This window comes from uncultured Methylobacterium sp., from assembly GCF_964244095.1.
Classification (GTDB): Bacteria; Pseudomonadota; Alphaproteobacteria; order Rhizobiales; family Beijerinckiaceae; genus Methylobacterium.
Map to the genome: position 1 here is coordinate 1 of NZ_CAXTHR010000229.1, position 3,747 is coordinate 3,747.

The window sequence follows — 3,747 nt, forward strand, 5'->3', positions numbered from 1 at the left end:
AGATGATGCCGAGCGCGATGGTGGCCATGATCCACCCGTACTCGGACTTGATCTTCACCGCCGGGCGCACCGCGAGGCGCTCGACGACGGCGCCGAGCGCGAAGCCGAACACCAGCACCAGCGGGATCATCAGCCAGTAGCCGGTGATCGGCGCCAGCGTCAGGCCGAACAGGGCCCCGAGCGCCAGCGCCTCGCCCTGCCCGAAGTTCAGGGTCTTCGAGGTCGCGAAGGTCAACTGGTAGCCGAAGGCGATGGCGGCGTAGATCATGCCGACCGCGACGCCGGACGCGACGAGCTGGAGGAAGATAGTCATGTCTTTGCCGATGCTCGTCCCGGAAACTCTGGTCGCTCAGGCTGGCTGCATGGCGATTTCGGATGTCCCGGTTCGAACGATCCCTGCGACCGCAGGGAACGTCCCGCGCCGCCGGACGCTGGGTGAGCGTTCCGGCGGCGGCCGATCATCCCGCCCAAACCGACGAAAACGTCAGTTCAGGGCCTTTTCCTTGACGCGGACGATTCCGGCGTTCTTGGCGTCCTCGTCCTTGGCGTAGACGATCTTGCCGTCCTGCACGCGCCCGAACACCACCATGTTGCGCGAGATCGCGTTGTGGTCGGTGGCGGTGAACGGCCTGTCGTAGGTCGTGACCACGCCCTCGACCTTGGTGTTGAGGTTCTCCAGCGCCTCGCGGATCTTCGGCCCCTCGGTGGAGCCGGCCTGCTTGATCGCGGCCGCGATCAGGAACACTGAATCGTAGCCCTGCGCGCCGGCCACCGGCGTCGGGATCTTCGTCACGCCGTAGGTCTTGTAATACGCATCGAGGAAGGCCTTGCGCTTCGGCAGCGTCTTGTCCTCGATGAAGGTCTGCGGCATCATCACGCCGTTGCCGTTGGCGCCTGCGATGTCGATGAAGCTCTGCATCGAGGCCGGCCACGATGTGATCATCGGCACCTTCCAGCCGAGCTTGGCCATGCCGTTGGCGATCTGCGCCAGCTCCGGCCCGATGCCGTAGGCGAGGATCACGTCGGTGCCGGCCTGCTGCGCCTTCAGCAACTGGGCCGTCATGTCGACGTCCTTGATGTTGAACTTCTCCACCGCGACCGGCTTCACGCCCTTGGTGGCGAGGTACTTCTCGATGTCCTCGCGGCCGAGCTGGCCGTAATTGGTCGAGTCGGCCAGGATCGCGATCTTCTTGTGGCCCTGCGCCAGCGCCTCGTCGACCATCATCCCGGCCTGGAGCACGTCGTAGGCCGAGTTCCGGAAGACGTAGTTGCTGTCGTAGTCCGGCGCCTTGAACTGGTTGGTGATGATCGTGCCGGTGGCGATATTGTTGAACACCGGGATCTCGGCTTCCTGGTAGAAGCGTTGGGCGGCGAGCGCCACGCCGGTATTGGCGAAGCCGATCGTCGCGACGACCCGCTCCTTGCTGATGAGTTCCTGCGCGACCTGGGCGCCGACCTCGTTCTTGGCCTCGTCGTCGCGCTCGATCAGCTGGATCTGGCGCCCGAGCACGCCGCCCGCCTTGTTGATCTCGGCAACCGCCAGCCTGGCGCTGTCGCGCATCGACACGCCCATCGCCGAGGAGCCGCCGGTATAGGGGCCGGTCACCCCGATCTTGATCGGGTCGGCGGCCGCGGCCGGCAGGGCGCCGAACGTGGCCAGGCTCGTCGCGCCGAGAAGGGCGCCGACGAACGCGCGCGTCGTCAGTCTCATGGCTGATTCCTCCGTGTCCCGCCGATGGGACGTTCTGTTTATGGCGCGATGCCTTCTGGCATCGTCGCGGGCCGTGCGGCCCGTGCTGGCTCCGATGCCATAGCCGGACACCGGGATATTGTCGAACGGTTCGTCGAACGCAACGCGTCGCGCCGGTTCGCGCCTACACATCCGCCGGGTTGTAGACCGAGCGCCGGCCGTCGGCGCGAGGCTCAGCCGAAATGCCCGTCGCCGAAGGTGCTCCGGCCCTCGATCGCCCCGTACTGGAGGTGGTGCAGCATCGGATCGATGCGGGCGGCGGCGACGTCGGCGTAATGGGCGAGGTAGGCGTGGGTGTCGAAGGCGGCCGAGGGGTCGCGCCCCTCGCGCCAGCCGGAGCTCTCGTAATGCGCCAGCGGATCGATGCCGGCCGCGCGCACGTCGCCGTAGGCGGCGAGGTACCCGGCGACGTCGAAGACCGCGTCGGGGTTGCGCCCTTCGCGCCAGCCGTTGGTCTGGTAATGCTGATAGGCGAAGGCGAAGCTGTCGCCGCCGGCCGCGATCGCCGCGCGGGCGACGTCGGCGTTGCTGAGGAGGTAGTACGCGGCATCGAAGCCCGGATGCGTGGCAAGATCCGCGGCCCTGCCGATGGCGGCGTAGGCCGGGCGTCCCTCGGCGCGCCCGAACTGCAGGTAATGGGTCAGCGGGTCCGTCCCGGCGGCGGCCACGTCCGGGTTGCGGGCGAGGTAGAGCTCGTTGTCGAAGGCGGCCGAGGGGTCGCGGCCCTCGCGCCAGCCGTAGGCGTCGTAGTGCGTCAGGGGATCGAGCCCGGCCGCGCGCACGTCGGGGTTGGCGGCGCGATACCCGGTGGTGCTGAAATACGCATCCGGGTCGCGGCCCTCCTGCCAGCCGTACCGGTCGTAATGCGTCGCCGGGTCGATGCCGTTCGCGGCGACGTCGGCGTACTGCGCCCGGTAGAACGCGCCGTCGACGAGGGCGGTCCAGGCGCCCGTCGCCCGGGGCTGTCCGTAGAGCGCCCGAATCCCGTCGACGTCGGAGGTGGTCAGATCCGTCACGGTGCCGTTGAGGACGGCATTCATCACCGCGGGCGCGGCGTTGTAATGGTCGAGGCCGACGGCGTGGCCGATCTCGTGCACCGCGACGAGGAACAGATCGACGTTGCTGGTGCTGACGATGCGGCTGCCCGAGCCGTGCCAGCCCTCCCCGCTGTCGAAGGTCACCGAGGCCGCGCGGAACTGCGTCCCGGCGTAGGTGTAGCTCGTGGTGCCGAGCGTGTTGCTCGGGCCGTCGATGGCGCCGTCGGCGAAGACGATGTTCGCCCCGGCCGTCGCGGACACCTGCCGGAAGGCGATGTCGGCCTGCGCCGTCCAGTCGGCGAAGGCGCTCGCCAGAACCGGCACGAAGCTCGCGGGGACCGAACCCGACACCGCCCAGGTGACGACGCCCCCACTTGTGCCCACCGCGCCGGCACCCCAGCGCGGACCTTCGAGGACATAATCGGCCATGGTCGCCCCGTGGTGCTCGTCCGGCGCAACGCTGCCACCGAACCGTGAACGCCGGGTGTGCGCCGAAACACCAGGCCGCCCGGCTCCCCGGTCAGTCGGCGGTGCCGGCGATCCGCGAGAACGCGTCCATCAGCGCGTCCGCATCGGTCTCGTTCAACGCGCTGATGCAGAGCCCGTCGCCGATGAAGACGGTCCAGACCCCGTCGTAGGTGGCTTGCTTGCGAATCCGCATCGGCAACACTCCGGCACCGACGCCGTGGCCTTCAAGATCCGGACCAGCGCCGGCCACAGGCATATCATGCCGGCGCGCGGGACGCACCCCGGACGATCGCCGGGCAGGCCCTCTGCGGCCGGCCGCCTGTTGACCGATCCGGTCTTTCCCCTTAACCGGATCGCTCCCGAACGACGGACCCCTTCCGAGCGGCCGCCGGCCAGCGTGCCGCGACCGGAACGCGAGGCGGCTCCCGTCCCTTCGGTGGGGGATAGTTTAACGGTAGAACGGTGGACTCTGACTCCTCTGGTCCTGGTTCG

General features: G+C 68.6%; 3 protein-coding genes and 1 pseudogene. All 4 read right to left on the minus strand.

Features of this window, described 5'->3' with window-relative positions; all coding sequences use genetic code 11:
- Positions 1 to 313: pseudogene (locus ACFE86_RS21550) on the minus strand (branched-chain amino acid ABC transporter permease); the annotation flags it as partial.
- Positions 314 to 484: 171 nt separating this feature from the next.
- The gene (locus tag ACFE86_RS21555; protein WP_375457360.1) at positions 485 to 1,711 is read right to left on the minus strand and encodes an ABC transporter substrate-binding protein; all 1,227 of its coding nucleotides are present in this window, start codon (positions 1,709 to 1,711) and stop codon (positions 485 to 487) included.
- Positions 1,712 to 1,923: 212 nt separating this feature from the next.
- Positions 1,924 to 3,216 carry a matrixin family metalloprotease gene (locus tag ACFE86_RS21560; protein WP_375457361.1) on the minus strand — a complete coding sequence of 431 codons (1,293 nt, stop codon included), beginning with the start codon at positions 3,214 to 3,216 and terminating at the stop codon, positions 1,924 to 1,926.
- A 91-nt stretch (positions 3,217 to 3,307) separates the two neighbouring features.
- Positions 3,308 to 3,448 carry a hypothetical protein gene (locus tag ACFE86_RS21565; protein WP_375457362.1) on the minus strand — a complete coding sequence of 47 codons (141 nt, stop codon included), beginning with the start codon at positions 3,446 to 3,448 and terminating at the stop codon, positions 3,308 to 3,310.
- Positions 3,449 to 3,747: the final 299 nt, after the last annotated feature.